At 62.4% G+C, this 23,055-nt stretch carries 23 protein-coding genes and 1 riboswitch; of the genes, 7 read left to right on the forward strand and 16 right to left on the reverse strand.

Going from position 1 to position 23,055, the window contains the following annotated elements; translation table 11 throughout:
• Nucleotides 1-24 precede the first annotated feature (24 nt).
• Nucleotides 25-1,053, reverse strand: a complete 1,029-nt coding sequence (locus RS027_RS04675; RefSeq protein WP_311946658.1) for a PstS family phosphate ABC transporter substrate-binding protein — start codon at nucleotides 1,051-1,053, stop codon at nucleotides 25-27.
• Between RS027_RS04675 and RS027_RS04680 the strand changes: the two genes are divergently transcribed.
• The 6 genes from RS027_RS04680 to RS027_RS13500 all read left to right on the forward strand — a co-directional run bounded on the left by RS027_RS04680 (nucleotide 1,052) and on the right by RS027_RS13500 (nucleotide 5,880).
• A complete protein-coding gene (locus RS027_RS04680) occupies nucleotides 1,052-1,225 on the forward strand; it encodes a hypothetical protein (protein WP_311946657.1) in 174 nt (57 codons plus the stop codon). The genes RS027_RS04675 and RS027_RS04680 overlap by 2 nt on opposite strands.
• A gap of 181 nt (nucleotides 1,226-1,406) precedes the next feature.
• Nucleotides 1,407-2,153, forward strand: coding sequence for a phosphate signaling complex protein PhoU (gene phoU, locus RS027_RS04685; protein ID WP_311946656.1), 747 nt, complete (start codon nucleotides 1,407-1,409; stop codon nucleotides 2,151-2,153).
• Nucleotides 2,154-2,239: 86 nt separating this feature from the next.
• Nucleotides 2,240-2,671, forward strand: a complete 432-nt coding sequence (locus RS027_RS04690) for a transposase (protein WP_311946661.1) — start codon at nucleotides 2,240-2,242, stop codon at nucleotides 2,669-2,671.
• Between the two features lie 214 nt (nucleotides 2,672-2,885).
• Nucleotides 2,886-3,022: riboswitch (TPP riboswitch) on the forward strand.
• Nucleotides 3,023-3,108: 86 nt separating this feature from the next.
• Nucleotides 3,109-5,034, forward strand: a complete 1,926-nt coding sequence (gene thiC, locus RS027_RS04695; protein WP_311946655.1) for a phosphomethylpyrimidine synthase ThiC — start codon at nucleotides 3,109-3,111, stop codon at nucleotides 5,032-5,034.
• Between the two features lie 154 nt (nucleotides 5,035-5,188).
• On the forward strand, nucleotides 5,189-5,446 hold the full coding sequence (locus RS027_RS13495; RefSeq protein ID WP_311949877.1) for a transposase: 258 nt from the start codon (nucleotides 5,189-5,191) through the stop codon (nucleotides 5,444-5,446).
• Between the two features lie 185 nt (nucleotides 5,447-5,631).
• A complete protein-coding gene (locus tag RS027_RS13500; protein ID WP_376717203.1) occupies nucleotides 5,632-5,880 on the forward strand; it encodes an IS3 family transposase in 249 nt (82 codons plus the stop codon).
• Between the two features lie 644 nt (nucleotides 5,881-6,524).
• Here RS027_RS13500 and glmS read toward each other — a convergent pair.
• From glmS to RS027_RS04720, 4 genes are all read right to left on the reverse strand, one after another.
• Nucleotides 6,525-8,360, reverse strand: coding sequence for a glutamine--fructose-6-phosphate transaminase (isomerizing) (gene glmS / locus RS027_RS04705; RefSeq protein WP_311954773.1), 1,836 nt, complete (start codon nucleotides 8,358-8,360; stop codon nucleotides 6,525-6,527).
• Nucleotides 8,361-8,393: 33 nt separating this feature from the next.
• Complete coding sequence (glmU, locus tag RS027_RS04710) at nucleotides 8,394-9,761, reverse strand: bifunctional UDP-N-acetylglucosamine diphosphorylase/glucosamine-1-phosphate N-acetyltransferase GlmU (RefSeq protein WP_311954774.1); 1,368 nt, start codon at nucleotides 9,759-9,761, stop codon at nucleotides 8,394-8,396.
• A 4-nt stretch (nucleotides 9,762-9,765) separates the two neighbouring features.
• Entirely contained in the window at nucleotides 9,766-10,869 is a 1,104-nt protein-coding gene (locus RS027_RS04715) for an FAD:protein FMN transferase (protein ID WP_311954775.1), read from the reverse strand.
• Between the two features lie 64 nt (nucleotides 10,870-10,933).
• Nucleotides 10,934-11,734 (reverse strand): undecaprenyl-diphosphate phosphatase, encoded by an 801-nt coding sequence (locus RS027_RS04720; protein WP_311954776.1) that lies wholly within the window; start codon nucleotides 11,732-11,734, stop codon nucleotides 10,934-10,936.
• Between the two features lie 204 nt (nucleotides 11,735-11,938).
• On the opposite strand from RS027_RS04720, the gene RS027_RS04725 reads away from it, so the two are divergent.
• The gene (locus RS027_RS04725) at nucleotides 11,939-13,120 is read left to right on the forward strand and encodes a cation diffusion facilitator family transporter (protein ID WP_311954777.1); all 1,182 of its coding nucleotides are present in this window, start codon (nucleotides 11,939-11,941) and stop codon (nucleotides 13,118-13,120) included.
• Here the strand turns inward: RS027_RS04725 and mgtE are convergent.
• From mgtE to RS027_RS04780, 11 genes are all read right to left on the reverse strand, one after another.
• Nucleotides 13,117-14,439, reverse strand: a complete 1,323-nt coding sequence (gene mgtE / locus RS027_RS04730; protein ID WP_376717579.1) for a magnesium transporter — start codon at nucleotides 14,437-14,439, stop codon at nucleotides 13,117-13,119. The two genes, RS027_RS04725 and mgtE, sit on opposite strands and share 4 nt — an antisense overlap.
• A gap of 334 nt (nucleotides 14,440-14,773) precedes the next feature.
• Nucleotides 14,774-15,196 (reverse strand): F0F1 ATP synthase subunit epsilon, encoded by a 423-nt coding sequence (locus RS027_RS04735; protein ID WP_311954779.1) that lies wholly within the window; start codon nucleotides 15,194-15,196, stop codon nucleotides 14,774-14,776.
• Nucleotides 15,197-15,220: 24 nt separating this feature from the next.
• Nucleotides 15,221-16,600: a F0F1 ATP synthase subunit beta gene (gene atpD / locus RS027_RS04740; RefSeq protein WP_311954780.1), complete on the reverse strand. Its 1,380-nt coding sequence runs from the start codon at nucleotides 16,598-16,600 to the stop codon at nucleotides 15,221-15,223.
• Nucleotides 16,601-16,664: 64 nt separating this feature from the next.
• Nucleotides 16,665-17,549, reverse strand: coding sequence for a F0F1 ATP synthase subunit gamma (atpG, locus tag RS027_RS04745; protein WP_311954781.1), 885 nt, complete (start codon nucleotides 17,547-17,549; stop codon nucleotides 16,665-16,667).
• A gap of 83 nt (nucleotides 17,550-17,632) precedes the next feature.
• A complete protein-coding gene (gene atpA, locus RS027_RS04750) occupies nucleotides 17,633-19,177 on the reverse strand; it encodes a F0F1 ATP synthase subunit alpha (RefSeq protein WP_311954782.1) in 1,545 nt (514 codons plus the stop codon).
• Between the two features lie 16 nt (nucleotides 19,178-19,193).
• Nucleotides 19,194-19,745: a F0F1 ATP synthase subunit delta gene (locus RS027_RS04755; RefSeq protein ID WP_311954783.1), complete on the reverse strand. Its 552-nt coding sequence runs from the start codon at nucleotides 19,743-19,745 to the stop codon at nucleotides 19,194-19,196.
• A gap of 11 nt (nucleotides 19,746-19,756) precedes the next feature.
• Nucleotides 19,757-20,227 carry a F0F1 ATP synthase subunit B gene (locus RS027_RS04760; protein WP_311954784.1) on the reverse strand — a complete coding sequence of 157 codons (471 nt, stop codon included), beginning with the start codon at nucleotides 20,225-20,227 and terminating at the stop codon, nucleotides 19,757-19,759.
• Nucleotides 20,228-20,302: 75 nt separating this feature from the next.
• Nucleotides 20,303-20,530, reverse strand: a complete 228-nt coding sequence (atpE, locus tag RS027_RS04765) for a F0F1 ATP synthase subunit C (protein WP_017429150.1) — start codon at nucleotides 20,528-20,530, stop codon at nucleotides 20,303-20,305.
• A 51-nt stretch (nucleotides 20,531-20,581) separates the two neighbouring features.
• Complete coding sequence (atpB, locus tag RS027_RS04770; RefSeq protein WP_311954785.1) at nucleotides 20,582-21,409, reverse strand: F0F1 ATP synthase subunit A; 828 nt, start codon at nucleotides 21,407-21,409, stop codon at nucleotides 20,582-20,584.
• Between the two features lie 4 nt (nucleotides 21,410-21,413).
• Nucleotides 21,414-21,821: an ATP synthase subunit I gene (locus tag RS027_RS04775; protein ID WP_311954786.1), complete on the reverse strand. Its 408-nt coding sequence runs from the start codon at nucleotides 21,819-21,821 to the stop codon at nucleotides 21,414-21,416.
• A 215-nt stretch (nucleotides 21,822-22,036) separates the two neighbouring features.
• Complete coding sequence (locus RS027_RS04780; RefSeq protein WP_311954787.1) at nucleotides 22,037-22,996, reverse strand: ParB/RepB/Spo0J family partition protein; 960 nt, start codon at nucleotides 22,994-22,996, stop codon at nucleotides 22,037-22,039.
• Between the last annotated feature and the right edge of the window lie 59 nt (nucleotides 22,997-23,055).

Consider the following 23,055-nt stretch of genomic DNA (forward strand, 5'->3'; position numbering starts at 1 on the left):
CGTCGCAGGGCCTATGACAGCGCCTCAGTTCAGCTCGCTCAGCTCGAGTGCAACGCGACTCTCAACCTCGTCACGCGCCGCGTCGCGCAGGTCCTGTTCTGCCGGGATCAGACCGATTCCCTTGAGATAGCCCAGCTCACCAATCATCTGCTCGCTCATGAACAGCTCGGCGTAGGCATACAGGGCCGACACCTCGTCAGCGTGCTGATTCTTGATATAGAAAAACAGCGAGCGCGATACCGGATACTCGCCGCTACCGATGGCCTCGGGGGTCGGTGCCACACCATCGATGCTCGAGCCCTGCAGGCTGTCGGCGTTCTCCTCGAGGAAGGAGTAGCCAAAGATGCCGAAGGCGCTGGTATTCTCGACAAGACGCCTGACGATCAGGTTATCGTTCTCACCGGCATCGATATAGGCGCCGTCGGTACGAATATCGGTGAAACCGTCATCGCCATAGGCATCCATTGCCTCGGATGCTGCCTCCATCACCAGCTCCTCGAAGGCGTCCCGAGTCCCGGACGTGGTCGGCGGCCCATAGACAGCGATTTCGCGGTCCGGCAGGGCGGCGTCGATCTCGCTCCAGCGGCTGTAAGGGTTGTCGACCAACTTACCATCCACCGGCACCTTGGCGGCCAGGGCCAGGAACAGCTGTTCGCGGGTCACATCCATCGCCGGGTTCGCGCCGGACTGGGCAAAGGCGATGCCGTCGTAGCCAATGAAGGCTTCGGTAATATCGGTGACGCCATTCTCGGCGCAGCGCTCGAACTCGGAGGGCTTGATGCGGCGGGAGGCGTTGCTGATGTCTGGGGTGCCTTCGCCGACGCCGTTGCAGAACAGCCGCAGGCCGCCGCCGGAGCCGGTGGATTCAATGACCGGCGTCGGGTAGTCGGTGATCGCCCCGAACTCCTCGGCCACGTAGCTTGCGAAGGGATACACCGTGCTGGAGCCCACGATGCGAACCTGATCACGGGCCTGGGCAACACCGACAGCGCCGATGACGGCGGCAGCGAGGACGGTAGTCTTGAAAGCGCGGTTCTTGAAGGTACGGTTCATGAAAAGTGCTCCTGGTGCGAGAAGTATTCGTCTTTTCGTGATGCCGAAGATGACCTACAAAGATGACAGCCGCATGACAGCCAGGAAAAAAATCGATCCGCTGCCATGCTCTGTTGCAAACCTCCTTGAAGAACTGTCGTATCGTATCCATTCAGCGTGGCGCTTCATCTAACTGCAATATTGTTTCGCTAACCTTTGAGGTTGCGCCATGACCTGCTTATGTCGCCGTAAAGCACTGCTGGAGACATGCCCCGTTGCGCACCTCTGCTGCTTTACCCATCCGCGCCTGAGGCGTATCGACGATGACATGGTCGGGCATATGATTTGTTACCTGCGCCCGTGGAGGACCACCGATGAGCACAACAAGCGAATCCCACCGCCAGCATATTTCCCGCCAGTTCAACCAAGAGCTGGAGGCATTGAAAACGCACCTGATGACCATGGGCGGTCTGGTCGAAAAGCAAGTACAGGATGCAACCCGCTCGCTGCTCGAGGCGGACACGGCACTGGCTCAGCGGGTGGTAGCCAACGACCGTCGCGTCAATGACATGCAGGTCAAGATCGACGACGAGTGCACCCTGCTGCTGGTACGTCGCCAGCCGGCGGCCTCGGATCTGCGTCTTGTGCTAGCGGTGACTCGCGCTACGTCGGATCTCGAGCGCATCGGCGACGAGGCCGGCAAGATCGCCCGCAACGCGCTGGAGCTGGTCGAGAGCAATTCGGGAAACCGCGGTTTCGTCGAGGTGCGGCTCATCAGCGAGCACGTGCGCAGGATGGTCAGCGATTCACTGAGCTCCTTCGCCCACTTCGATACCGAGCTGGCACTAAAGGTGGTGCGTGAAGACGATCATGTCGACAGCGAATACAAGACCGCCATGCGCTCACTCATGACGCTCATGATGGAAGATGCGCGGGCGATCTCGCCGGTGCTGAGCATCATGTGGATGCTGCGCTCGCTGGAGCGCATTGGCGATCATGCCAGCAATCTGGCTGAATATGTGATCTACCTGGTCAAGGGGATGGACGTGCGCCATCAGAATCCTGACGAGGTAGCCTGTAGTATCAGGGCCGAGGATGGTTCCCCCCCAGTGTCGGGATGAGTGTCGCACCCTCTGAGACCCTGTTTCTATAAAACGTTAGGGGGCGAAAAGAGGCCCGCGCCGAGGCGCGTTGCCTACCTGACTCGCTGGGCAAGGGCGCCAATGGCTGGTCTTCCCGGGACAAGTTCAGCGCCGTGGTCGAGACCGCCTCGATGAACGCCCAAGAGACCGCGGAGTACTGCCGGCGACGCGGCCTCTATCCAGAGCAGCTGGAGCGCTGGCGTCACGATTGCGAGCAGACCGCCAGCCTGTCATATACGGAACGCCAGCGTGAGGCTGATGAGGCCAAGCAGCAGCGCAAGCGTATCAAGACACTGAAGAAGGAGCTGGCCCGCAAGAACGCGGTCCTGGCTGAAACGGCGGCGCTGCTGACACTGCGAAAAAAGCGCAGGCGATCTGGGGGACGGGGAGAACTACCGGCTGAAGCAGAAGGTGCTCAGCTGACGATCACGGGTGGGACAGTTTTATTGACCGAAAGTGGGTCACTTCTGATGGCTATTGACAGCGGCCTGCCGTGAGCTGGGCATCACCGCCCGCACGCACCAGCGATGGCCCCGTGACGGTGATATCCGCGAGGACCAGCGGCCTTTGGTCGAGCGGCCGGTGCCGGCTAACGCCCTGACGCCGGCCGAAGAGCAGGCGATCCTCGACGTATACCACCTAGGCCACCGGCAAGCTCTTATGGGGTAACGACGGTTGCTAACCCGCTTTACCGTGGCTTAGAGTAGTGTCTCTCGCTTGACGGGGTGTCGGTAATTCCGGCTGAGACAGCGCAATGGTAGCGCTGACCCGTTGAACCTGATCCGGCTAATTTTTCCGTCATGCCGACGGAGAAGGGTACCGGCGTAGGGATCAAGCACTGGTGCACTTCCGGCCGCTGATGGTCTTCGGCGCGTCTTTACTACCCAACCAGTCTCCCACGCCTCCCTGGCCACTACCAAGGGAGCTTTTTTGCATGTCTTCAGTGATTTCCACATCGTCTTCGACGTCGCATTTTCTCGCCGAAACCGCCATGGTCGACGATGCGGCGATTCAGCCGCTGCCCGGCTCGCGCAAGGTCTACGTCGAAGGCTCGCGCTCGGATATTCGCGTGCCGTTTCGTGAAATCTCTCTCTCGCCCACTCAAACCACCGACGTGCCCGAGGAAAATCCGCCGCTGCTGGTGTACGACACCTCCGGCCCGTACAGCGACCCCGAAGTGCAGCCGGATTTGCGCCGGGGGCTTGCCGAGCTTCGCCGTTCCTGGATTGAAGAGCGCGACGATACCGAGTTTCTCGACGGCCCAACCTCGGATTACGGCCGCCGTCGGGCCAACGACCCCATGCTCGCGCCGCTGCGCTTTGAGCTGACGCGCACGCCGCGCCGGGCCAAGCCGGGCAAAAACGTCACCCAGCTGCACTACGCCCACCAGGGAATTATTACCCCGGAGATGGAGTTTATCGCCATCCGCGAAAACCAGCGGCGTCAGGCCTTTTCTGCCGAGTACGCCGGCAGCGAAGAGGTCGAGGCGATTTTAGGTCACCAGCATGCGGGGCAAAGTTTTGGCGCCAATCTGCCCGAGGAAATCACCCCGGAGTTTGTCCGCGCTGAAGTCGCCGCCGGCCGCGCGATCATCCCATGCAATATCAACCATCCGGAAACCGAGCCGATGATTATCGGGCGTAACTTTCTGGTCAAGATCAACGGCAACCTGGGCAACTCGGCGGTGACGTCATCCATCGAGGAAGAGGTCGACAAGATGACCTGGGGCATCCGCTGGGGCTCGGATACCGTCATGGACCTGTCTACCGGTCAGAACATCCACGAAACCCGCGAATGGATCATCCGCAACGCGCCGGTGCCCATCGGCACGGTGCCGATCTATCAGGCGCTGGAGAAGGTCAAGGGCGTGGCAGAAGACCTCACCTGGGAAGTATTCCGCGATACCCTGATCGAGCAGGCCGAGCAGGGCGTGGACTACTTCACCATCCACGCCGGCGTGCGCCTGCGCTATGTGCCGCTGACCGCCAAGCGGGTCACGGGGATCGTCTCCCGGGGCGGCTCGATCATGGCCAAGTGGTGCCTTTACCACCATCAGGAAAGCTTCCTCTATACCCACTTCGAAGAGATCTGCGAAATCTGCAAGCAGTATGACGTAGCGTTCTCGCTGGGCGACGGCCTGCGCCCGGGCTCGGTGGCCGATGCCAACGACGAGGCTCAGTTTGCCGAGCTGGAGACCCTGGGCGAGCTGACCCGCATTGCCTGGAAACATGATGTTCAGGTGATGATCGAAGGCCCCGGCCACGTGCCCATGCACCTGATCAAGGAGAACATGGACAAGCAGCTCGAAGAGTGCGACGAAGCGCCGTTCTATACTCTGGGGCCGCTAACCACCGATATTGCCCCGGGCTACGACCACATTACCTCAGGGATAGGCGCGGCGATGATCGGCTGGTACGGCTGCGCCATGCTCTGCTACGTCACGCCCAAGGAGCACCTGGGCCTGCCCAACAAGGATGACGTCAAAACCGGCATCATCACCTACAAGATTGCCGCCCACGCGGCAGATCTGGCCAAGGGGCATCCGGCCTCACAGCGTCGCGATAACGCGCTATCCAAGGCACGCTTCGAGTTCCGCTGGGAAGACCAGTTCAACCTGGGGCTGGATCCGGACACCGCGCGGGAGTTCCACGACGAAACCCTGCCCAAGGACTCGGCCAAGGTGGCGCACTTCTGCTCCATGTGCGGCCCCAAGTTCTGCTCGATGAAGATCAGCCACGAGGTTCGCGAATACGCCGCGGCCAACGGGCTCTCCGGCGATCAGGAAGCCGTGATGGCGGGCATGGAAGAACAGGCGAAGAGATTCCGTGAGGAGGGCGCTGAGCTGTATCAGGAAGTCTAGATCGCTAAGTATCATCGTCAAAACGCACCGCCGAGCATCTGGCGGTGCGTTTTGTTATGCGCCAAGCATGGCGCGTAGCATCGACAGGTGTAGTGGTCTAATTGCCTCGGACACCTCGATAGGTGGATCATTCACCGATTGAGGAGAGCCCTAAATGACTCAAAAACGCAGATCGTTCGACCCAGCCTTCAAACTGCAAGTTGTACAGATGATCACCGAGCATGGCCTGAGTATCACTCAGGTTTGCCGGGACATGAATCTTGGCGAGACGGCGGTGCGCCGATGGCTTAAACAGTTCAGTGCCGAGCTGTCAGGCCAAACGGGGATCGGCAAGCCTCTCACAACCGAGCAACGGCGTATTCGTCAGCTGGAAATGGAAAACCGGCAACTTCGACAGGATAATGATCTGTAAAAAAAGCGTCCTTACGCTCAACGGATCAGCTGCAACAGAAGGCCCATCCAGTAGCCCCTTGTGCCGGCTACTGGGCGTGAGTCGATCAGGTTACTATGCCGCTCGCCAACGGGCTCGCGCGCCCGCTAAGGCATGCCCGGCCACAACTCACCTGAAAGCCGCCTTTACGGCATCCAATCAGACCTATGGTTGCCGACCGACGTCTGCGCGCCGCCCTGCATAGTCGGGGCGTCATGGTGGGGCGGCACCGTCTCCGAACTCTTATGCGCAACAATGGCATTCGTCCGGTCTGGAAGCGCAAGTTCATCCACACGACGAATAGCCACCATACGCTGCCGATCGCCGAGAACGTGCTGAACCGCCAGTTCGAGCCCGCTGCGATGAATCGTGCCTGGGTCGCTGACATCACCTACATCCGCACGCGCAGCGGTTAGCTGTACCTGGCCGCTGTGATGGACCTCTTTTCGCGTACGCCTTGCAGATGGCCCTGGCCCAACGGCAGCCTCCGCCAGGCCTGATCGTTCATTCGGACAGGGGTAGCCAGTATGCTAGCGATGCTCATCGCGCCTTGCTGGCCCAGTATGAGTGGAGCGGTCGACGACAAAATCGCTAGACATGACCTGATGGTATCCGCCTACCTCGGGGTGGCGAATATTGGCTTCGTCAGCGATTGATAGAGTGTCTTCTATTCGGAGAGGAAATTGCTCGCAGATGTCGGTAACAGCGGGGTTCCATTCAAGCAACAGGAAGGCTGCCAGTTCTGTATCAGAAAAAAATGATGGGTTCGCCCGGTAAGGTGCCCCATCACCCGGTGCGAGCGCCCCCTGGAGGATAGGTCTCTGACCGTCAGCCAAGGACGGTAATCACTACCGCTACCTTTGCCGCGCTCTTCTTTAATCCATTTTTCCGTTTTTTTATCTAGTTTGCAGCTGGCCATTCCCTATACCCCTTGAGGAGAATAGCCTGACTTTGCCACATCAGCTTCCTGTTACCAACTCTATTTCAAAGTTACCAACTAATTTACCCGGTTACCAACTTTATTACCATCCTACATTTCTTCAGCCAAACCTACCTGCGCCTACTCCACCGTGACGCTCTTGGCCAGGTTGCGCGGCTGGTCAACGTCGGTGCCCTTGAGCACTGCGACGTGGTAGCTCAGAAGCTGCAGCGGCAGGGTGTAGAGCAGCGGTGCCAGAGCTTCGTGGACGTGGGGTAGGTGAAGCACGGAAACGTCGTCTTCGCTGTCGTCGATGCCGACGTTTTCGTCGGCGAACACGAACAGCTCCCCGCCCCGGGCGCGAACTTCCTGAAGGTTGGATTTCAGCTTTTCCAGCAGGGCGTCGTTGGGCGCCACCGAGATCACCGGCATTTCGCTGTCCACCAGCGCCAGCGGGCCGTGCTTGAGCTCGCCGGCGGGGTAGCCTTCGGCGTGAATGTAGGAGATTTCCTTGAGCTTGAGCGCGCCTTCCAGGGCGATGGGAAAGTGCGCGCCGCGCCCGAGAAACAGCGCGTGATGCTTTTCGGCAAAGGCCTGGGAAAGCACTTCGATCTCGGCGTCCAGCGAAAGCACCCGATGGCAGATATCGGGCAGCGCCTTCAGCGCGGCGACGATGCCGGCCTGCTCGCTGCCCGGGGCCTCTTTGCTCTTGTCCAGCGCCAGCGTCAAAAGCATCAGCGCCACCAGCTGAGTCGTGAAGGCCTTGGTCGAGGCAACGCCGATCTCGGGGCCGGCCCGGGTCATCAGCGCCAGGTCGGACTCGCGCACCAAAGAGCTTCCCGGCACGTTGCAGATGGCAAGCGTGCCCAGATAGCCAAGCTCCTTGGCAAAGCGCAGCGCGGCCAGGGTATCGGCGGTTTCCCCGGACTGGGATAGCGTGACGAACAGCGTGCCGTCGGCCACTACCGGGTGGCGGTAGCGAAACTCCGAGGCCACCTCCACCTGTACCGGCACGCCGGCGTAGCGCTCAAGCCAGTAGCGCGCCACCAGCCCCGCGTGGTAGCTGGTGCCGCAGGCGATGATGTGGATCTGGCGGGTTGCCGCGAACAGCGGCGGCGCTTCGGGGCCAAAGCTTTCCGCGAGCACGCTTGTCTCGCCCAGACGGCCTTCCAGCGCGGCGTTGATGACGGTGGGCTGCTCGAAGATTTCCTTGAGCATGAAGTGGCGGTAGTCGCCCTTGCTCGCCGCCCCGTCGGCGTATTCATAAACCTGCACCGGGCGCTCGACGGCCTGGCCGTCGCGGTCGACGATATGGACACGGCCGCCGTTCTTGAGCTCGACCAGATCTCCCTCTTCCAGGTAGATAAAGCGGTCGGTCACCTGAAGAAGCGCCAGCGGATCCGAGGCCAAAAAGGCCTCATCGATGCCCACGCCCACCACCAGCGGGCTGCCCTGGCGGGCGCCGATGACCACGCCGGGCTCGCTGGGGCTCATGACTCCCAGCGCGTAGGCGCCGCCCAGAGTACGCACGGTCTGCTGAACCGCCTCGAACAGCGTGGCGCCGCCGTCAAGGGTGGCCGCCAGGCGATGGGCGATGACTTCGGTGTCGGTCTGGGAGGTAAAAGCGTAGCCGTCAGCCTCAAGCTCCTGCTTGAGCGCCTCGAAATTTTCGATGATGCCGTTGTGCACCACGGCCACTCGGTCAGCGCTGTGGTGCGGGTGCGCGTTGGCTTCGATGGGCTTGCCGTGGGTCGCCCAGCGGGTGTGGGCAATGCCGGCCTTGCCCGGCAGCGGCGAGTCCGCCAGACACTCATCCAGCGCCGCGACCTTGCCCACGGCGCGGTGGCGCGTCAGCGTATCGCCGTGCATCACCGTCATGCCGGCAGAGTCGTAGCCGCGGTATTCCAGCCGTTTAAGGCCTTCCAGCAATATGCCCTGGACGTTGCGCTGGGCAACGGCGGCGACAATGCCACACATAGTTTTTCTCCTTGTTTAGCCTGGATCTTGTGGTTAATCGCGCTTTTTCGGGCGCGGCCAGTCGGCTTTTTCGCGCTGGGGTGCCCGGGTAATGCCCAAGGCATGGTCGGCCACGTCCCGGGCGATGGTCGAACCGGCGCCCACGGTGGCGCCCTGGCCCACGTTAACCGGCGCTACCAGCGCGGTATTGGAGCCGATAAAGGCGTCGTCGTCGACTCGGGTGCGGTGCTTGTTAACGCCGTCGTAGTTGCAGGTAATCGTCCCCGCGCCGATGTTCACGCCGCGCCCCAGGGTGGCGTCGCCGACGTAGCTCAGGTGGTTGATCTTGCTGCCCTCACCCACGTCGGCGTTTTTGGTTTCAACAAAGTTGCCTACCCGGGCGGCTACCGCCAGCCGGGTGCCCGGGCGCAGCCGCGCGTAGGGGCCGATGGCGTTGCGCCCGGCGGCCACGCACTGCTCCAGCACGCTGTGGCTTTCGACCACGCTGTCGGCGCCGACGGTGGCATTTTTGATCAGGCAGTAGGGGCCGATATGCACGCCCTCGCCCAGGCTGACCTCGCCTTCGAACACGCAGCCGACGTCGATGAAAACGTCGTGGCCGCAGGTTAAGGTGCCGCGCACGTCAATCCGCGCCGGATCGGCCAGGGCCACGCCGTCGGCCATCAGCTGCTCGGCCCGGGCGTGCTGCAAGGCGCGTTCCAGCCCGGCCATCTGGGCGCGGTTATTGACGCCCTGAACTTCCATCGGCGTCGCCGGCTGGGCCGTGGCCACGCCCACGCCGTCCTCGGCGGCCATGGCGATCACGTCGGTGAGATAGTATTCGCCCTGGGCGTTATCGGCGGAGAGCCTTGGCATCCAGCGCTTGAGCTGGGCGGCGGTCATCGCCATGATGCCGGTGTTGCACTCGGTCAGCGCCAGCTCCTCGGCGCCGGCATCCTTCTGCTCAACGATCGCCACGGCGTTACCCGCCTCGTCGCGCACTATGCGCCCGTAGCCGTCGGGGTTGTCCATAGTGACGGTCAAAAGCCCCATGTGCTTCTCGTCCACGCGCTCAAGCAGCGCCACCAGGGTATCCCGGCGAATCAGCGGGACGTCGCCGTAGAGCACCAGTACTTTGCCGTGCCCCAGCTGGTCGAGGGGCTGCGCCACGGCGTGCCCGGTGCCCTTCTGCTCGGTCTGAACGCAAAAGCGTATCGGCTGATCGGCCAGCGCCTCGCGCATGGCTTCGGCGCCGTGGCCGATCACCACGTGAGTGCGCTGGGGGTTCAGGCCCGCTGCCGTATCCAGCACGTGGCGCACCATGGGCTTGCCGGCCAGCGGATGCAGCACCTTGGGAAGCCGGGAGCGCATGCGCGTGCCCTTGCCGGCGGCGAGAACGACTATGTCCAGCTCGTCGTGCATAAGATTATCCTTGTGTCTCGGCGGAGGTAGCCCTGGCTACCTTGATCTTGTGGTCGGCCATGAACGCCTCGCCGATAAACTCGGCAAAGGCGGGGCTGGCCAGGCTCTGCCAGCTGTCTTCGTCGCGCACCAGCATCAGCACCTTGAGATCAAGCGCCTGCGCCAATGCCATACCTTCCTCGCCGCCCAGCACCGTCATTGCCGTAGCCCAGGCGTCTGCCCGGGCGTTGGAGGGATGCACCACGGTAACCGAGGCAAGCGAATGGTTGATGGGCCGGCCGGTGCGCGGATCAATGGTGTGCGAAAAGCGCTGGCCGTCCTGCTCGAAGTAGTTGCGGTAGTCCCCCGAGGTGGCTACCGACATGCCCGCTAGCGGAATCACGTACTGGGCGCTGTGGCCGCTGCTCTGAGGCTTTTCAATACCGACCCGCCACGGCGTCTGCTCGCCGGGGTCACGATAACCGCTGGTGGTCAAGTCACCGCCCAGATTGACCAGGTAGTTGTCGATACCCTGCTCATCGAGATACGCCGCCACCCGGTCGGTGGCGTAGCCCTTGGCCACGGCGGAGAGATCGACAAAGACGTCGCGGCGACGCCGGGCCCGGCTGCCTTCGGCGTCAACCTCCAGGGCGTCAAAGCCCACCTGCTCAAGACGCGCGTTGAGCTCGTCGTCCTCGGGCACGCTTTCCGGGCGGGCCTCGGGGCCGAAGCTCCAGAGGTTCACCAGCCCGCCGATGGTCACGTCGAACGCCCCGTCGCTCTGCCGGGAAATCTGCTGGCTGATCGACATGACCTTGACCAGCGGCGGCGGCAGCGACTGCCACTCGTCAAGGGGCGCCTGGTTGAACGCGACCAGGTCGCTATCGTCGCGGTAGGTGGACATGGCCTCGTCCACCCGCTCGAGCTCGTCAAGAAACCCGTCTTCCAGGGCGTCCTGAGCGCTCTGGTCCAGGGTATCTGCCACGGTGATCTGGTAAAACGTGCCGAATACGCTGCCCTCGAAGCGCGCCGGCGTCGTGGTCTCCTGACCGCCGTCGCAGCCGGCAAGGAGCCCCAGCGCCAGAAGCCCCAGCCCGGCGCACAGCGCTTTCAATGGTGCCTGTTGCATGATGATGGTTTACCTTGATTTTTCTGTATCGTTGCCCGTCGGCCCGGGTTTGCTAGCCATTTTGCTAACCATAGAACAGCCACAGAAGCCACACGCCCAGCACCAGGCGATAGATCACAAAGGGCTGCATGCCCAGGCGCGTAATGAACGCGAGAAACAGGCGAATGCAGAGATAGGCGCTGATGCCCGCCAGCGCCGTGCCGCCTAAAAGAGTGGGCCAGTCGACGGGCGCGGCCTGCTGGCTCAGGGTAACGATTTCCATGCCCCCGGCCAGAATAATCACCGGGATCGAGAGCAGAAACGAAAACCGCGCCGCGGCTTCCCGGCCCATGCCCAGCAGCAGCGCCGCGGTCATGGTGATCCCCGAACGCGAGGTCCCGGGAATCAGCGCCAGCGCCTGGGCCAGGCCGATTACGGCGATATCGCGCCCGCGCAGCTGGTATTCGTCCCGCTGGCCGCGGCCCCTGCGGTCAGCGTAGCCCAGCAGCAGGCCAAAGCCGATCATCGTCGCGGCGATCACCAGCGTCGAGCGCAGGTGAACCTGGATGATATCGTGCAGCAAAAGGCCGAAAACGCACACCGGCAAGGTGGCAAGCGTCACGGCCAGCGCCAGCCGGGCATCGCGGTCAACGCCGCGCCCGGCAAGGGCAGCCAGGCTGCTTTGCAGCATGGCAAAAATCTCGCGGCGAAAGTAGGCCATTACCGCCAGCAGGCTGCCCAGGTGCAGGGCGACGTCAAAGGCCAGCCCCTGATCGCCCCAGGGCGTCAGCGCCGGTATAAGAATCAGGTGAGCCGAGCTTGAAACGGGCAAAAACTCGGTGAATCCCTGCACGACGGCAAGCACGATGACCTGTAGCCAATCCATCGGGAAACCTGCAACCAATCAGTGGGCGATATGCCCGGGTGAGTAAAAACCGGTGCCGGGCGCTAACCGCCAGCGGCGGTGCTGCTACCGGCGCTAAAGAATACACGTCTGCCGCGGCGTTGTCCGCCCCCCGGCTGCTACGCCGGCGCCGATGCGCTACAATCGTCGCCGCACGCTGTCAACGGTAGCCGCCAAAGAGCCATCATGACCTCTCACGCTGAATCCCAGGAAGACCTTCAAAGCCGCGAAGCCAAGCACGTCACCCACGTCGGCGCCTGGCTTGACGGCGTTTTGAGCCTGGCCAAGATGATCGCGGGTTTTCTGGTCGGCTCGACGGCGCTGATTGCCGACGGCATCCACTCGCTTTCCGACCTGATCACCAACGGCTTTGTGCTGGCAGCGATTCACTACGGCCGCCAGGGGCCGGATCACGACCACCAGTACGGCCACGGCCGCATCGAGACGCTGACCACCCTGCTGCTCGGCAGCGTGCTGATCTTTGTCGCCGGCGGCATCGCCTGGTCGAGCCTGGAGCGCTTGTTCAGCGGCCGAACCGTGACCGCGCCCGGCCTCTGGGCGATTTTACTCGCCGGCGTTGCGCTGCTGACCAAGGAGTGGATTTTCCGCTACACCATGCGCGTGGCCAAGCGCGTGCAGTCCAAACTGCTGGAGGCCAACGCCTGGCACGCCCGAAGCGACGCGCTATCCACGGTGGTGGTGCTGATCGCCATGATCGCCGCCCAGTTCGGCATGGGCTGGGTAGACGGCGTCGCGGCCATCATCGTCGGGCTGATGGTGGGAAAAGTGGGCTGGGATCTGCTCTGGGACTCCGCCCGGGAGCTGGTGGACACCGCCCTTCCCGACGAGGCCCAGCGCCAGATGCACAGGGTCGCCGAAGACGTTCCGGGGGTGGAAAGCGTGCACGACCTGCGCACCCGCCAGTCCGCCGGCTGGGCCATGGTCGACCTGCATATCGTGGTGGCCAAGCGCGTCAGCGTTTCCGAAGCCCACGAAATCGGCAACGAGGTCAGCCGCCAGCTGCGCCACGCCTTCCCCGCGCTGACCGACGTCACCTTCCACATCGACCCCGAAGACGACGCCGGCGAAGGCGACCCTAGCCGCTTTCCCGGCCTGCCGCTGCGCCCCGAAGTCGAGGCCACGCTGGACGCCCGCTGGTACGCCAACCCGGTATGGCGCACCCGGGCAGAGCTGCAGCTGCATTACCTCGGCGGCAAGGTCTCTGTCTCGCTGATTGTCGGCGACGACATCCACCAGCCGCCCCAGTGCCTGGCCAGCCAGCTCAAGGCGCTGGCCGACGACGTCGACTGGCTGGGCCACGTCGAGGTACTGCTGGTCACCCGAGCCACCAGCCTGCCCGCTGGCTAGACCGACACGCCGGACAGCACCGCGGTGGCAATGCTGAAATAGATCACCACGCCCGAGGCGTCGATCAGCGTGGTCACCAGAGGGGCCGAGGCGGTGGCCGGGTCGAGCTTGAAGCGCTCGAGCACAAACGGCAGGCACATCCCCAGAAGGCTACCGAACAGCACAATGGTGATCATGCTGGTCGCCACCACAAAGGCCACGGCGTTACCCCCGCGCATAACGCCGATGGGCGCGACGGCCAGGGCCATGGTCAGGCCAAGCGACCCGGCCACCAGCAGCTCGCGGCCGAGCATCTTGCCCCAGTCCTTGACGCCCACGTCGCCGGTTGCCATACCGCGCACCATCAGCGTGGCCGCCTGGGCGCCGGCGTTACCCCCGCTGCCGATCAGCAGCGGCAAAAAGAACACCAGCGCCACCTTGGCGGCAATAGTATCCTCGAAGTAGGCAATGCCCGCGCCGGAAAACAGGTTGGCAAACACCAGCAGAACCAGCCACATGACCCGCTTTCGATAAAGCGTCCACAGCGGCACGCGGCTGATGCCGTCTTCCAGCTGGCCGATGGACATCCCCTTGTGGATATCCTCGGTGGCCTCGAACTGGGCCACGTCCATGGCGTCGTCGTGGGTAACGATCCCCACCATGCGGTTGTCACCGTCGGTCACCGGCAGCGCGATCAGGTCGTAGCGCGCCACGATGCGCGCCACTTCTTCCTGCAGCTCGTCGACTCGGGAATGAATGACATCGCGGATCATGATGTCATCCACGACGGCGCCGGGGCGCGCCACCATCAGCATGCGCAGCGACATGGTGCCGATCAGCTCGCCGTCCTTGGCAAGCACGTAAAGCTGATACACCGTTTCTGCATCCGGCGCGGTCTGGCGCACGCGCATCAGCGCCTGGGACACCGTCATGCCGCTGTCTATGGCGACATAGTCAGAGGTCATGATGGCGCCGGCATAGCCTTCCTCGTAGCTTGCCAGACGCTTCAGCTCTTCGCGTTTCTTGTGCGCCATGCGCCGCAGCAGCGTTTCGCGGCGGTCCTCATCCAGCAGGTTGAACAGGTCGGCGCGCTCGTCCGAGCCCATCTCTTCCAGCAGCTTGAGCACCTGGGTATCGTCCAGCGCGCCAACCAGCGACAGCTGAGAGCCGCTGGGAAGGTAGCCCAGCACGTTGGCCGCCCGGTCATTCTCCAATAGCGCAAGCGTGGCCACGGCCGCGTCAAGCGCGTTGTCTTCCTCGATCAGCGCTTCGAGTATCTCGCTGATATCCGGCGAGCGGATTTCCCCCAGCCGCTCGATCACGCCGTCGTAGCCCGGCATATCCGCCGGTGTCGGGGTTCTGGCCTGCGCGGCGGCGGCATGCAGCCTCAGCAAATCGTCTTTCAACGCTTCCAGCGTCGGGTCGTAAAGCGCCATAAAAGTGTCCTCCGCGCGGCAGTCGTCTTCGCGATACGGCGGCGTGACGTCTGCGTCACGAGATATTGTTCGCGATGTGGTTAGGGCAATAGGTCGTGGGCAATGCGGCGTTGGCGACGTGTTTTTACACGCTAAGCACTGCCACTGGATTTAGCGCTATCTTAACAGACAAAAAAACGCCCCCCGGCTCCGCAAGGAACCAGGGGGCGCGATCCGGGCAGCGCCGCTATGAACGGACCTAGCGGCTCTGGTTACGCAGCTGCTGGATGGTGCGCAGCTTGGCAACCGCCTCGGCAAGCTCCGCCGCGGCCCGAGTGTAGTCAAGCTCGGCGGATTTTTCGTTCAGCGACCTGAGTGCTTCGCGACGCGCCTCTTCGGCGGCGGCCTCGTCGAGGTCGCGCGCCCGAGTGGCCGAATCGGCAAGGATCGTGACCACGTCGGGCTGCACTTCCATGAAGCCGCCGGAAACGAAGAAGCTTTCTTCGCTGCCGCCTTCAAGCTTTACGCGTACCGGTCCCGGTTTCAACGATGTCAGCAGCGGGGCGTGTCCCGGCAGAATGCCGAGATCGCCCGCCGTGCCGGACGCGATCACCTGCTCAACGCTTCCCGAGTAGATAGACGCTTCGGCGCTGACGATGTTGCAATTCACGCTATTCGCCATGGCGAACCCCCCTGGTGAACAGGATTACTGCTGCATCTTGTTGGCTTTCTCGACGGCTTCGTCAATGGTGCCGACCATGTAGAAAGCCTGCTCCGGCAGCTCGTCGTAGTCACCGTTGAGGATGCCCTGGAAACTGGCAATGGTGTCTTTCAGCGACACGTAGGTGCCCGGCGAGCCGGTAAACACCTCGGCGACGAAGAACGGCTGCGACAGGAAGCGCTGGATTTTACGCGCCCGGGACACGGACAGCTTGTCTTCGTCAGACAGCTCGTCCATGCCCAGAATCGCGATGATATCCTTGAGCTCCTTGTAGCGCTGCAGCACGCCCTGCACGCCCCGGGCCACGCGGTAGTGCTCGTCGCCGACCACCTCGGGCGCCAGCTGGCGCGAAGTGGAGTCCAGCGGGTCGATTGCCGGGTAGATACCCAGCTCGGCGATGGAGCGCGCGAGTACCACGGTGGCGTCCAGGTGCGAGAAGGTCGTCGCCGGCGAGGGGTCGGTCAAGTCGTCCGCGGGCACGTAAACGGCCTGGACAGAGGTGATCGAGCCCTCTTTGGTCGAGGTGATGCGCTCCTGAAGAACGCCCATTTCCTCGGCCAGCGTCGGCTGGTAACCCACCGCGGATGGCATCCGGCCCAGCAGCGCCGATACCTCGGTGCCCGCCAGGGTGTAGCGGTAGATGTTGTCCACGAACAGCAGCACGTCGTGGCCTTCATCGCGGAAGTTCTCGGCGATGGTCAGGCCGGTCAGCGCTACGCGCAGGCGGTTGCCCGGCGGCTCGTTCATCTGGCCGTAGACCAGCGATACCTTGTCGAGAACGTTGGACTCGGTCATCTCGTGGTAGAAGTCGTTACCCTCACGGGTACGCTCGCCCACGCCGGTAAAGACGGAGTAGCCGCTGTGCTCGGTGGCAATGTTGCGGATCAGCTCCATCATGTTGACGGTCTTGCCCACGCCGGCGCCGCCGAACAGGCCGACCTTACCGCCCTTGGCGAAGGGGCATACCAGGTCGATGACCTTGATGCCGGTTTCCAAAAGCTCTTCCGACGCGGCCTGGTCGGCGTAGCCCGGCGCCTTGCGGTGGATCGGCATGCGCTTTTCCTCGCCGATCTCGCCCGCCTCGTCGATGGGCTCACCGAGCACGTTCATGATCCGGCCAAGCGTGGCCTTGCCCACGGGCACGGAAATCGCCGCCCCGGTGCTGGTAACCTCGGTGCCGCGCTTGAGCCCTTCGGTGGTGCCCATGGCGATGGTACGCACCACGCCGTCGCCCAGCTGCTGCTGAACTTCCAGAACGGTCTCGGACTGGGTGATATTCAGCGCGTCGTAGACCTTGGGCACAGAGTCCCGAGGGAACTCTACGTCAATCACCGCGCCGATGATTTGTACGATACGTCCGCTCATCTTGGTTCCTCTTTAAAACCTGCAAATGAAACCTGTGTGCCGGAAGGCCGAGCCTTCCGAGGCGTTATACGGCAGCGGCACCGCCGACGATTTCGGAAATTTCCTGGGTAATGGCGGCCTGACGGGCCTTGTTGTAAACCATTTCCAGATCGTCGACCAGGTCGCCGGCGTTGTCGGTGGCGCTCTTCATGGCAATCATGCGCGCCGCCTGCTCGCAGGCGCCGTTCTCCACCACCGCCTGATATACCTGTGATTCGATAAAGCGAACCAGCAGGCTATCGAGCAACGTCCTGGCATCCGGTTCATACAGGTAGTCCCAGCTTTGGGGACGGGCGTTTTCCTGATCCTGCTCGTCGTCGCCCACGTCGGACGACAGCGGAAGAAGCTGACGCACCACCGGCTTTTGCGTCATGGTGTTAACGAACTCGTTATGCACCACGTACAGGCGATCGAGCTGGCCTTCGTCATACGCTTCGAGCATGACCTTGACGCTACCGATCAGATCCTCAGCCCGGGGCGCTTCACCCAGGTTGCTCTTGGCTGCCACCAGCCTGCCGCCATACTTGTTGAAAAAGTGGCTGGCCTTGCTGCCCAGCGCGCAGAAATCAAGCTCTGCGCCCTGGTCACGCCAGGCGGCGGCGTCTTTCACCGTGGCCTTGAACAGGTTGGTGTTCAAACCGCCGCACAGGCCGCGATCCGACGAGACGACGATGTAGCCCACGCGCTTAACCTCGTTGCGCGGGATCATGTAGTCGTGCCGGTATTCGGGGCTGGCATCCGCCAGGTGTGCCACCACGTTGCGGATCTGCCTGGCGTAAGGCTGGCTGGCCTTCATCAGATCTTGCGCTTTACGCATTTTCGATGCAGCGACCATCTCCATGGCGCTGGTGATCTTCTGCGTGTTCTTGATGCTCCCTATCTGGGAGCGTATCTCTTTTGCAGCTGCCATAGCGATCTACCCTTCGTTCGTGGCTCTCAGAAAAGAAGGCAGGCTCACCTGTCGCGGTGAGCCAAACGCTTTACCAGGTCCGATTACCAGGTCTGAGTGGCCTTGAACTTTTCCAGAACCGACTTCAGGCCGTCCTTGGTCTCATCGTCGTAGTCGCCAGACTGATTGATCTTGTCCATCAGCGCTGCATGTTCCGCCTTGGCGTAATCGTGCAGGGCGCTTTCAAAGTCCAGCACCTTGTCCACCTCGATGTCGTCCAGGTGGCCTTCGTTGGCGGCGAACAGCGACAGCGCCATCTGCGCCACGGACATCGGCATATACTGCTTCTGCTTCATCAGCTCGGTGACGCGCTGGCCGTGCTCCAGCTGCTTGCGCGTGGCTTCGTCCAGATCCGAGGCGAACTGGGCAAAGGCCGCAAGCTCGCGGTACTGAGCCAGCGCCAGACGCACGCCGCCGCCCAGCTTCTTGATGATCTTGGTCTGGGCCGAGCCACCGACCCGGGAAACCGACAGACCGGCGTCGATCGCCGGGCGAACGCCCGAGTTGAACAGGTCAGTCTGCAGAAAGATCTGGCCGTCGGTGATCGAGATCACGTTGGTGGGAACGAACGCCGACACGTCGCCGCCCTGGGTCTCGATGATCGGCAGCGCCGTCAGCGAGCCGGTCTTGCCGGTCACTTCACCATTGGTAAACTTCTCGACGTAGTCTTCGTTGACCCGCGCGGCCCGCTCGAGCAGACGCGAGTGGAGGTAGAAGACGTCGCCCGGGAAGGCTTCACGGCCCGGCGGACGGCGCAGCAAAAGCGATACCTGACGGTAGGCCACGGCCTGCTTGGACAGGTCGTCGTAGACGATCAGGGCGTCTTCGCCGCGGTCGCGGAAGTATTCGCCCATGGTGCAGCCCGCGTAAGCCGCGAGGAACTGCATGGGAGCCGGGTCGGCAGCGCCGGCGGCAACGATGATGGTGTGCTCCATCGCGCCGTGCTCTTCGAGCTTGCGCACCATGTTGGCAACGGTGGACTGCTTCTGGCCGATGGCCACGTACACGCAGGTAACCCCGGTGCCTTTCTGGTTGATGATAGCGTCGATGGCAATCGCCGACTTACCGATCTGGCGGTCGCCGATGATCAGCTCGCGCTGGCCGCGGCCGATCGGCACCATGGCGTCGATGGCCTTGAAACCGGTCTGGATCGGCTGGTCAACGCCTTCGCGGGTGATAACGCCCGGGGCGACCTTTTCCACCGCGTCGGTCATCTTGGTGTTGATGTCGCCCTTGCCGTCGATGGGGTTGCCCAGGGCATCCACCACGCGGCCGACAAGCTCGGGGCCTACCGGCACTTCCAGAATGCGGCCGGTGCACTGGGCGACCATGCCTTCTTCCAGCTTAAGGTAGTCACCCAGCACCACAGCGCCCACGGAGTCGCGCTCAAGGTTGAGCACCATGCCGAAAATGCTGCCGGGAAATTCAATCATTTCACCAAACATCGCGTCTTCGAGGCCGTGAACTTTCACGATACCGTCGGAGACGCTGACGATGGTGCCCTGATTACGGGCTTCGGATGCGACGTCAAGCTTCTCGATACGCTGCTTGATGATGTCGCTGATCTCGGAAGGATTCAGTTGCTGCATGCCATGTCCCTCAAACTCAAGTGGTCAGCGCTTCGGAAAGGCGGTTCAGTCGACCGCGCACCGAGCCGTCGATAACGGTATCGCCGGCGCGCAGGATGGCGCCGCCAATCAGCGATTTATCCACCTGAGTGGTAATGGAGATTTCGCGATTCAGACGTTTTTTAAGCGCGTTGAGCAGGGTGGACTGCTGCTTGTCATCGAGCTTAAAAGCTGACGTCACGTTTACGTCGATACGCTGCTCGTACTCTGCGCGCAGCTGCTCAAACTGAACGGCAATGGCGTTGAGCGCGCCCAGCCGGTGCATGTCTGCCAGGCCGGCAAGAAAGCGCTCAAGATCATCGCTGGTCGCCTTGGCCGTTTTGCCGTCCGCCAGCAGCGCTTTCAGAAACGCGACTTTCTGCGCGCTGGAAAGCTGGGGGCTGCCGAGCAGGCGGCGGGCCTCCGGGTCCTGCACCACCTGCCCCAGCAGAGCAAGCGCCTCGGACCAGGCCTTGAGCGCATCGTTATCGCGCGCGTATTCAAACGCTGCCTTGGCGTAAGGACGAGCGACGGTGGATTGCTCCGCCATGGTGAGTCTCCTTACAGTTCGGCAGCCAGTTCATCGAGCAGCTTGCGGTGCGTTTTTTCGTCGACGGCGCTTTCCAGCACGCGCTCGGCGCCGAGTACGGCCAGAGTAGCGACCTGACTACGCAGCTCTTCGCGAGCGCGCTGCATGTCCTGGTCGATCGCGGCGCGGGCGCCGGACACCATGCGTTCGCCCTCGGCGCGTGCTTCCTCGCGCGCCTCCTCGATTATCTGGGCAGAGCGATTGTTCGCCTGCTCGAGAATCGCGGACGCCTGCTCCTTGCTTTCGCGCAGCGTCTGGTTGGCCTGTTCCTGCGCGACCTCAAGGTCGCGGGATGCACGGCTTGCGGCGTCCAGACCATCAGCAATTCTTTTCTGGCGCGCATGGAGCGCATTGCTGATCGGCGGCCACACATACTTTATGCAAAACCAGACAAAGATCGCGAAGGCGATCGTCTGTCCGATTAGCGTCATGTTGATATTCACAGGGATGTACCTCTGACAAGTTCGTGGCGACCGGGGTGAAACAAAACCGAGCGGCGAACGCTCGGTCCCGCTTGTTTAACCGGCAACAACGAAGATGAGGTACATCGCGATACCCACGCCGATCATCGGCACGGCGTCAAGCAGACCCGCCATCAAAAACGTTTTTACCTGCAGCTCATCGCCCATTTCCGGCTGGCGTGCGGTCGATTCGATCAGCTTGCCACCCAGGATGGCGAAGCCGATACCGGTGCCCAAAGCGCCCAGGCCGATCATGAGGGAAGCGGCAACGTAGATGAGTTCCATGGTAGTGCTCCTAGAGGTTAGGTCAGGTTATGGGTTGAAGGTGTTGCTTGGTTAATGGCGTTCGTGTGCAGCGTTCAGGTACACAACGGACAGCACGGTAAAGATGAAGGCCTGCAGGGTAATGATCAGGAGATGGAAGATCGCCCAGGGCACATCCAACAGCCAGATGGCCCAGAACGGCAGCAGGGCGATCAGGATGAAGATCACTTCGCCGGCAAACATGTTGCCGAAAAGACGCATGGCAAGGCTGAACGGCTGCACCAGCAGCGCCACAACCTCAAGCAGCAGGTTGAACGGGATCAGCGCCCAGTGATTGAACGGCTTGAGCGAAAGCTCCCGGGCAAACCCGCCGGGGCCCTTGATCTTGAAGTTGTAATAAAGCACCAGGATAAACACGCCCAGCGCCATGCCGAAGGTGGCGTTCATATCGGTAGTGGGGACGATTTTCATCTGCTCGACGCCGACTTTCTCAAAGACGCCGGGCAGGTAGTCCACCGGAATGATCTTCAGCGTGTTCATCATCAAAATCCAGACGAACAGCGTCAGCGCCAGCGGCCCGATGATGGGATTGACGCTATGAAAGGTAGAGCGGGTGAGGTTTTCGATAAATTCGAAGGTCACCTCGACGATGCTCTGCAGCACCCCGGGCACGCCGGTGGTCGCGGCGTTGCCTACCTTGCGAAACAGCCAGATAAACAAAAACCCCATGGCGATGGACCAGCCCATGGTGTCCAGATGGATGGCCCAGAACCCCATGTCGCTTGCCTGCTCGGCCGTCTGGGCGATAGACCAGCCGTTCTCCGGGTGGAGCCCGAACGTCAGGTTTTGCAAGTGGTGCTGAATATATTCAGTCGGGGCGACTTCGTTTCCTGCTGCCATGGCGCTAGTTACCTCGATAAGTTGAGCGATGCCGCCGCAGAAGCCAGGGGCCCAGCCAGTGCGTGAGAACAACCGCTACGTAAGCAATAAAGAAGAAAGCGGGGTTTGAGGGGGGCGCTACGACAAACAGCAGGGTAAAAAGCGCCACCGTCAAACCAAACTTGCCCATTTCGGCGCGTAACAGGCGCTTGGCGCCCTGTAACGCGCCCAGCCGCGGGTTCAGGATACCCGCCCGCAGCACAAACAGCCCCTGCGGAATAATGGCAACGAGCGCGCCTTTCAGCGCGGAAAGCGCCCCGCTGCCGCCGCCCGCGGCAAGCCCTGACAGCAGGCAGGCAAGGCTAACGCTTACCTGCGCGACAGCGAGCCGGTAGACGTAGCCCCGGCGACGCTTGAATCGGTTTCGTTGCATAGTCGTTCAGGCCACTTCAGGAGCATGCGTCTCAGGGGCGCAAGCTCTCGTGATCCACGCTTGCGATCACAGCCTGCAAAATCATGCGCGATTATAGGGAAGCGCTATCACTCCTTCAACCGAAGGGCGCATTTTTTCGGCGTTATCGCACTTTTTGCGACCAAAGCGGCAGATTTAGGGGGCGTTACCTGCCGGGCATTTAATAAGCCTGCTATTTATTTAATATGGCCAAGAATACCGTCCAGCTCTTCCAGGCTCGAGTAGCGAATGGTCAGCGCGCCCTTGCCTTTTTTCCCCTGCTTGATCGATACCGGCGCCCCGAGCTGTTCGCTGAGCCGGGTTTCCAGCCGTGCCACATCAGGCGCGACCGGTCGGGACTGCGGCTTTTTCGCCGGCGTCTCGGCCTTGGCCATCACGCTTTTCACCAGCGCTTCGGTGGCGCGCACGGTCAGGTCGCGGTTGACCACGTCCCGGGCGACGCTCGACTGCTGGCCGCTGGAAAGCGCCAGCAGCGCCCGGGCGTGGCCCATGTCCAGATCGCCGCGCTCGAGCAGCGTCTGCACTTCGGCCTCAAGTGTCAGCAGGCGCAGCAGGTTGGCCACCTGGGTGCGCGACTTGCCCACGGTATCGGCGATTTGCTGCTGGGTCAGGGCAAACTCGTCGCTCAGGCGCTTGAGCGCCAGCGCTTCTTCCACGGCGTTGAGGTTTTCGCGCTGGATGTTTTCAATCAGCGCAAGCGCCAGCGCGCCGTCGTCGTCAACGTCGCGGACGATAGCGGGAATGACGTCAAGCTCGGCGAGCTTGGCGGCGCGAAAGCGGCGTTCGCCGGCGATGATTTCGTAGCGCTGCTCGCTTACCGCGCGCACCACGATGGGCTGCATGACGCCCTGGGCGCGGATGGAGTCGGCAAGCTCTTCGAGCGCCTGGGGGTGAAAGTCGCGCCGGGGCTGATACTTGCCCCGGGCCAGCTGCCAAAGCGGCAGCCGCTCAAGGCGCCCGTCGTCCTGGCGGCCCTGCCCTTCCGTCGGCTGTCCTTCTACCGACTCGCCTGCCGGCAAAGGGGCATCCTTGGCGACCGGCACGGCAACGTCATCCCCGGGGTTCACTCCGCCCTGGCGAGTGCCGGAACCGATCAGGGCGTCCAGCCCGCGTCCCAGCGCGCGTTTACGCGTCATTGGCTTTTCCTCGTCATCAACCGAACGTTCACAAAAACACGCCCCGCCACGGCCGCCCG

Source organism: Halomonas garicola (genome assembly GCF_031935715.1).
Classification (GTDB): Bacteria; Pseudomonadota; Gammaproteobacteria; order Pseudomonadales; family Halomonadaceae; genus Vreelandella; species Vreelandella garicola.

Excerpts from the sequence above, each read along its gene's own strand:
- thiC (WP_311946655.1), top strand. The coding sequence starts at position 3,109 with ATGTCTTCAGTGATTTCCACATCGTCTTCGACGTCGCATTTTCTCGCC.
- RS027_RS04720 (WP_311954776.1), bottom strand. The coding sequence starts at position 11,734 with ATGGATTGGCTACAGGTCATCGTGCTTGCCGTCGTGCAGGGATTCACC.
- mgtE (WP_376717579.1), bottom strand. The coding sequence starts at position 14,439 with ATGCCGGGCTACGACGGCGTGATCGAGCGGCTGGGGGAAATCCGCTCG.
- glmS (WP_311954773.1), bottom strand. The coding sequence starts at position 8,360 with ATGTGTGGCATTGTCGCCGCCGTTGCCCAGCGCAACGTCCAGGGCATA.
- RS027_RS04675 (WP_311946658.1), bottom strand. The coding sequence starts at position 1,053 with ATGAACCGTACCTTCAAGAACCGCGCTTTCAAGACTACCGTCCTCGCT.
- atpB (WP_311954785.1), bottom strand. The coding sequence starts at position 21,409 with ATGGCAGCAGGAAACGAAGTCGCCCCGACTGAATATATTCAGCACCAC.
- RS027_RS13500 (WP_376717203.1), top strand. The coding sequence starts at position 5,632 with ATGGTTGCCGACCGACGTCTGCGCGCCGCCCTGCATAGTCGGGGCGTC.
- RS027_RS04775 (WP_311954786.1), bottom strand. The coding sequence starts at position 21,821 with ATGCAACGAAACCGATTCAAGCGTCGCCGGGGCTACGTCTACCGGCTC.
- phoU (WP_311946656.1), top strand. The coding sequence starts at position 1,407 with ATGAGCACAACAAGCGAATCCCACCGCCAGCATATTTCCCGCCAGTTC.
- RS027_RS04755 (WP_311954783.1), bottom strand. The coding sequence starts at position 19,745 with ATGGCGGAGCAATCCACCGTCGCTCGTCCTTACGCCAAGGCAGCGTTT.
- atpE (WP_017429150.1), bottom strand. The coding sequence starts at position 20,530 with ATGGAACTCATCTACGTTGCCGCTTCCCTCATGATCGGCCTGGGCGCT.
- RS027_RS04735 (WP_311954779.1), bottom strand. The coding sequence starts at position 15,196 with ATGGCGAATAGCGTGAATTGCAACATCGTCAGCGCCGAAGCGTCTATC.
- RS027_RS04680 (WP_311946657.1), top strand. The coding sequence starts at position 1,052 with ATGAAAAGTGCTCCTGGTGCGAGAAGTATTCGTCTTTTCGTGATGCCG.
- RS027_RS13495 (WP_311949877.1), top strand. The coding sequence starts at position 5,189 with ATGACTCAAAAACGCAGATCGTTCGACCCAGCCTTCAAACTGCAAGTT.
- RS027_RS04725 (WP_311954777.1), top strand. The coding sequence starts at position 11,939 with ATGACCTCTCACGCTGAATCCCAGGAAGACCTTCAAAGCCGCGAAGCC.
- RS027_RS04715 (WP_311954775.1), bottom strand. The coding sequence starts at position 10,869 with ATGCAACAGGCACCATTGAAAGCGCTGTGCGCCGGGCTGGGGCTTCTG.
- atpA (WP_311954782.1), bottom strand. The coding sequence starts at position 19,177 with ATGCAGCAACTGAATCCTTCCGAGATCAGCGACATCATCAAGCAGCGT.
- glmU (WP_311954774.1), bottom strand. The coding sequence starts at position 9,761 with ATGCACGACGAGCTGGACATAGTCGTTCTCGCCGCCGGCAAGGGCACG.
- atpD (WP_311954780.1), bottom strand. The coding sequence starts at position 16,600 with ATGAGCGGACGTATCGTACAAATCATCGGCGCGGTGATTGACGTAGAG.
- RS027_RS04780 (WP_311954787.1), bottom strand. The coding sequence starts at position 22,996 with ATGACGCGTAAACGCGCGCTGGGACGCGGGCTGGACGCCCTGATCGGT.
- atpG (WP_311954781.1), bottom strand. The coding sequence starts at position 17,549 with ATGGCAGCTGCAAAAGAGATACGCTCCCAGATAGGGAGCATCAAGAAC.